At 30.7% G+C, this 6,813-nt stretch carries 3 protein-coding genes; all 3 read left to right on the forward strand.

Annotated elements, in window-relative coordinates:
* Positions 1-2,239 (forward strand): chitobiase/beta-hexosaminidase C-terminal domain-containing protein (locus N4A57_RS17120; RefSeq protein ID WP_293659293.1); only part of this gene is annotated, 2,239 nt, incomplete at its 5' end.
* A 206-nt stretch (positions 2,240-2,445) separates the two neighbouring features.
* A complete protein-coding gene (locus tag N4A57_RS17125) occupies positions 2,446-5,526 on the forward strand; it encodes a hybrid sensor histidine kinase/response regulator (protein WP_293659294.1) in 3,081 nt (1,026 codons plus the stop codon).
* Complete coding sequence (locus N4A57_RS17130; RefSeq protein ID WP_293659295.1) at positions 5,519-6,658, forward strand: response regulator; 1,140 nt, start codon at positions 5,519-5,521, stop codon at positions 6,656-6,658. Before N4A57_RS17125 ends, N4A57_RS17130 begins: the two co-directional genes overlap by 8 nt.
* Positions 6,659-6,813 lie beyond the last annotated feature (155 nt).

The raw sequence follows: 6,813 nt of genomic DNA on the forward strand, positions 1-6,813 counted from the left end.
AGAAAAAGATTCAACTATTTACTATACAATAGATGGAAGTGAACCAACAGAAAAAAGCACTAAATATGAAGGGCCAATTACAATAAGTAAAACAACGACCCTAAAGGCAATTGTAGTAGATAAGGCAGGAAACAAATCAAGTATATTTGAAGCAACATATACAATAGATAAGATAGCGCCAAATGCACCTACAGCAAATATAGGAACAGGAATCTATAATAAAGAGCAAAATATAGTATTAACAGGAGAAAAAGATTCAACTATTTACTATACAATAGATGGAAGTGACCCAACACAAAAAAGTAATAAATATGAAGGTACAATTACAATAAATGAAACTACAACTTTAAAAGCAATTGTAGTTGATGAAGCAGGAAATATATCCCAAGTATTTACAGCAAAATATATAATAGAAATGCAGTTTGTTAATGCTTATCCGAAAGTACAAAATATAACACCAAATAGTTTTGACTTAATAGTAAAGCTTGATAGATCATCTACAGTTTACTATTTAGTATACAATGCCACAGATGCTTCTACACCTGTTGTAAATGATATTATAGACAACAATAAAACCATATTAGTAAATGAAGCTAATACAGAAGTAACAACAAATATAACTGGGCTGACAGGCGATGGAAAATATAAAGTATTTTTGGTAGCCATAGATAAAAATAATCATAATATAAAGACAAAAATTCATACAATATATGCAAAAAAAGGCGAAATGAATGGCTCAGGAACAAACGATGATCCATTTATCATTGAAAGTATAGAGGACTTAATAGCTGTTGGTAGAGGAGAACAGGCTGATAGGGTCAACGGTTATGAAATAAAAAATTATGCCCTTAATAGCTATTATAAGTTAAGTAAAAATCTAGATTTTGCTAAGGATAATAGCTATGAGAACCCAACAGGGAAAGATTTACTAGATGTAGATAGAGATAATGATAAAGGTGAACTATTAAAAGATGCTTTATCAAAAGACAGTGATGGACATGGTTTTGATCCAATCGGAGATTCCAGGAATTCTTTTGCTGTAAACTTTGATGGTTCAGGATATAGCATCAGTAACTTATACATTAATGCGAATGAGTACCGTTATAAAGCTGGATTGTTTGCAACCGTAAGTGAGGGACAAATAACAAACCTAACATTAAATAATATAAAAATTTTGAATAAAGGACAGTATGCACGCGCAGGAGGATTAGTAGGTTATATTGACTGTAGGGACAAAAAAGAATTTAAAATGATCAATTGTAGTGTAAACGGAACTATTGATTCAGATAGCGGTCTTGTAGGAGGATTAGTGGCATATGTAAGTGCAAGTCCGATTGGAGGTCCAACTATTACTATCTCTAAATCTAATGCAAGTGTTAATATTACGGGAAAAGATATTACTGCAGGTGGCTTAGTAGGAGCTCAGATGTCCGGCGGTACAATAGAAAATTCTCATGCAACAGGAAATATTACTGTAGCTGGAGATAAAGCAGGGCAGATTGTGGTAGGAGGTTTAGTAGGTAGTTTTAATTTGAATAATTATGATGCACCAAGAGATGGTATGTATATAAAAAAATCCTATGCAACAGGAAATGTTATTGTAAATGGAGGTAAATATATCAATGCAGGAGGATTGGTAGGAAGTTTACGTATGAGTCAAATAAGTGACTCATATGCAACAGGAAATGTTACTGTAAATGATGGGGGAGATAGTGTTTACGCAGGTGGTTTATTAGGAAATTTTGACGCTTCTATCCTAAATAATACCTACGCAACAGGAAGTGTAAAAGGAAGAACATTAAAGGATGGTAGAGAATTACTTGTAGGAGGATTGACAGGGAACGGCCGTTATTCTAAAACATATAATTCTATTGCCTATAATGGGAAAATTTCTGGGCTATGGACTGATAAGATGCCTAAAATAGGTAGAATTTGTGGAGAATATATGTTTAATGCTAAAAATAACTATGGGAATGTAACTATGAGTATTGAGAAAAATGGAAGTGTGCAAAGTATTACGCCTGGTATCAATTCTAATGAAGGTGCAAATATTACATCAGAACAATTTAAATTAAAAGAATTTTACCAAGATAACAATCATTGGAATGTAATAGATGGAAGTAGTTGGGACTTCACAAATATATGGGAAATAAAATCAGGAGCTGATAGACCAACCCTTAGAAATATAGGAAATGATGATGGAAAACTTTCCTCTAAGAGTAATACAGCATATTTTTAATTTAAATAATAGGGATTGTAGGACAAATTTCATATGATGATTCTCATAAGAATATGATAAAATATAAAAGCAGATGGCTTCTAATGGCCATCTGCTTTTATATTTTATATAGAGCTTGTAATTTACGGGATAAAATTGGTAAAATAAAATGAATAAAAAAATAATAATTTACATAGGAAGACAAAGATTATAAAGGCGGTTTATAAATGAAATCTTTTATAAATAAAAAATACAGTATTTTCATATTTATTTTACTGATAAGTATAATTTTTATCTGTATCACTCATTCTGATGAACAGAAAAAAATTCCCATAGCTAAAAAAGGCTTATTAGATCTTACTCAGTGGGATTTTCAAAAGGATGGTCCTATACAGCTAGATGGTGAGTGGGAATTTTATTGGAATGAACTTCTTACCTATGATGATTTTCATAAGGGAGAGAAAGTGTATAAACCTACTGGATATTTTCATGTACCTAAGGTATGGAATAAATATAAAATAAACAAGGAAAAATTTCCAGGGAAAGGATATGCCACCTATCGATTAAAAGTAAAAACAAATAATAGAGATGATTTAAAGGGGTTAAAAATATTGACCCAATCTACTGCTTATAAACTTATGGTCAATGGGGAGACTATTGCAACCAGTGGAATTGTTGGGAAAAGTAAAGATACTACTATACCTGAGTATAAACCAAAGATTGCTCATTTTAAAAATGATTCTAATGAATTTGAAATTATTGTACAAATATCAAATTATACCTATGCTAGAGGTGGATTTTGGCACTCTATAGATTTAGGTTTAATGGAACAAATAATAAGAAAAAAAGAAAATTCTGCAAGAAGGGAAATGCTTCTCTTTGGTGCTGTCTTTAGTATGATCCTTTATCATGTGGCCATATACTGGCTACAAAGGAGAAATAAATCCGTTTTATACTTTATCATAGCCCTTTTAGGAATGTCCGTAAGAATTCTTTTTACTGGAGAATATTTTATTACTACTTTAATTCCTACTATAGATTTTAATCTCCTCATATTTATTGAATACATGACTGTTTATTGGGGAGGAACCATATGGTTTGTTTTTATTAATGAGGTATATTTACACCAATCTTCAAATAAGATTGTAAAGATTTTTGTTTATATATCATTTATGATTACAGGCGTTATAATTCTTACACCTATACATATTTATACAGAGTATGTAATTCTTATTGAAATTTTCGTAGGAATCATATCCTATAATATATTAATTTCTGTTATCAGAGCTGTATATAGAAAAAAGCAGGGTGCAACTTTATTATTTTTAGGAATCATACTTTTTTTTCTAACTTATATACATGACTGTTTATATTATTTAAATGTGGTTGAAAGTAAGCCAGGTGGACTGATAGGTTTTACAACATTTATCATGTTATTAATTCAAGCATATATTTTGGCAGCAAGATATGCAAAGACATTTGATGAAGTGGAGGAATTATCTGATAAAATGATTTCATTGAATAAGCTCAAAGATGAGTTTCTTGCAAATACCTCCCATGAATTAAGAACACCCCTCCATGGTATAATTAGTATTACAGAATCTCTTTTACAAAGTATGGAAGGGCAGATAAGCCAAAAACAAAGAGAAAATTTGTCCTTGGTAATATCAAGTGGCAGAAGACTTGCAAATCTTGTGAATGATATATTGGATTATTCAAAATTAAAATATGGAGATATAAATCTTAATAAAAAAAGTGTTGATCTACAACAGATTGTACAGAAGGTATTGGCTGTACAAAAACATCTGATTACAAATAAAGAAATTATATTAGTAAATAATTTGTCTAGGGATATTCCTTTTGTTTATGGAGATGAGGACCGAATAATACAGGTTATATATAATTTATTAGGAAATGCGGTGAAGTTTACACATAATGGTAAAATAATTATTTCCGCTGTAGAAAACAATGACATAATGGAAATAAGTGTAGAAGATACGGGGATTGGAATATCAAAAGAGAAATTGGAAGAAATTTTTAAACCCTTTGAACAGGGGAATGGATCTTTAACCCAATCTTATGGAGGTACTGGTCTAGGTCTTAGTGTTACAAAAAAGCTTGTAGAAATACAGGGAGGAAAAATATGGGTAGAATCAGAGGTGAAAAAAGGGTCAAAAATTACATTTACTCTGCCAATTAGTGAATATAAAGATAAAAATAGTAACCCTAAAAAGGAAGTATCAATTGAGGAATATAATTTACAGGGCCTATCTTCCCAAGGAGGAGTAAGTATTCAGGATGGAGGAGAGTTTACCGTATTGATAGTGGACGATGAGCCTGTGAATTTACATTCTCTTGGGAATATACTCTTTACTGAAAAATATTCTGTTATTAGAGCTACCAAGGGTATGGAGGCATTGGATATGATTTCAAAAAATAAAGAAATAGACCTTGTGATTTTGGATATTATGATGCCACAAATGTCAGGATACGAAGTATGTAAGAGGATTCGTGAGAAATATTCTATTTATGAGTTACCTGTCCTTATGCTTACAGCTCAGAATAATCCAGAAGCTATTTTCACAGGATTTGAATCTGGAGCCAATGATTTTTTACCAAAGCCCTTTGAAATGGATGAATTAAAAGCTCGTGCAAAGACGCTTCTTCAACTGAAAAAATCCGTTCAGCACGGAATTCATGCGGAAATGGCATTTTTACAGGCACAAATAAAACCACATTTCTTATACAATGCATTAAATACAATTATATCATTTTGCTATACAGACCCTGAAAAGGCAGCAGACCTGATTACAGAATTGAGCAATTACTTAAGAAGTAGTTTCGATTTTAGCAATCTGGATAAATTTGTTAGAATTGAAAAGGAAATGGAGTTTATACAGTCTTATCTAGCTATTGAGAAAGCTAGATTTGAGGAAAGAATAAACTGTGAATATGATGTGGACCCCATTAACTTTATGATACCTACACTCCTTTTACAGCCCATCGTAGAAAATGCAGTAAAGCATGGAATATTGAAAAAGGAAGAAGGGGGAAATATAAAAATTTCTATTAAAGAAAAGGGTGATTTTATTATCATTAAAGTGGAAGATGATGGGATTGGTATATCTAAGGAAAAATTGAAAACTATTTTGAGGGAGAACTTCAAAGGAAAAAGTGTAGGCCTTAGAAATGTAACCAAAAGATTCAAACGCATTTACGGATATGGAATTGAAATTGAGAGTGAAATTGGAAAGGGTACCATCGTTTCTATTAAGATTCCAATTAAGAGAGGTGAGGGTTTTGATTAGAACCATACTAGTGGATGATGAAAGACCAGCATTAAAGAATTTAGAACGTCTTCTTAAAGGATATGATTACATTGAGATTGTAGGAGCATATACAGATATAACTAAAGCTTTTGAAGAAATTAAAAAGGAAAAAGTACATTTGATTTTTTTAGACATTGAAATGCCAAAGATGAAAGGCATTGAAGGGGCAGAGAAAATATTAGAAATAGACAAGGATATTCAAATAGTATTTGTTACAGCTTACAATGATTATGCAGTGGATGCATTTGAAGTGGATGCCATAGATTATGTTATGAAGCCCGTACTAAAAAGAAGATTAGATAAGAGTTTGGAACGGGTTTTAAAAAGAAATAAACATATGATTGAACTAAATAAAAATAAGGAAGAAAATAAAATCTTATGCTTTGGAAACTTTGAAATAATAGGAAATGAAAAAAGTATTAAATGGCGTACTTCTAAAGCAAAGGAGCTTGCTGCATACCTTGTACATAATAGGGGCAAGTTCGTACATAAATCCAAAATAATTGAAGAACTTTGGCAGTATAAAGAAGAAGAACAAGCAACTAAGCTTTTACATACAAATATATATTATGTAAGAAGTGGATTAAAATCTATAAACCTTCATCAAGGAATTATGTATTCTAATGAAATGTATAGATTTCATATGGACACAATGTTTTTGGATATTGAAGAATTTGAGAAGATATTTAATGGAAATATTGAAATAAATAGTGAAAATGAACAATTATTAAAAGAAACAATTCAATTATACAGAGGAGAATATCTAGAAGAAAATGACTATTATTGGGCGAAAAATGAACAGGAACGATTTAGTAAGATATATATGAACATCCTTAGAAGAATATCAGATTTTTATATGGGAGAAGGAAAATATAGTGAAGCAATTCCTTATTTAAAAGGAATACTTAAAAGAGATCCCTATATTGAGGAAATTCATGAAAAATTACTTCGTATTTATGTAAATATAAAAGATTACACTAATTTTAAGGAACATTACAAAAGTATATCCAAAGATTTTAAGCGTGAATTGGGAATAGATCTGAGTGCTGCTACTAAAGAATTATATGAAAATTATATTTATGAAATTGAAAAAATAAAAGTAAATAGATAATGAAAAAAGACTATTATAGATTTATTGGTTTTAAATTTGTTTTATACAGTAACTTGCCTATAAGGGAAAATATATTGAAAATCTTTGGAACCCTGGAACGTCACAACATCCTATGCTACTCCAACATGACACATGAACCTATATACGAAGATTCA

Source organism: Anaeromicrobium sp. (assembly GCF_025210435.1).
Lineage (GTDB): Bacteria > Bacillota > Clostridia > Peptostreptococcales > Thermotaleaceae > Anaeromicrobium.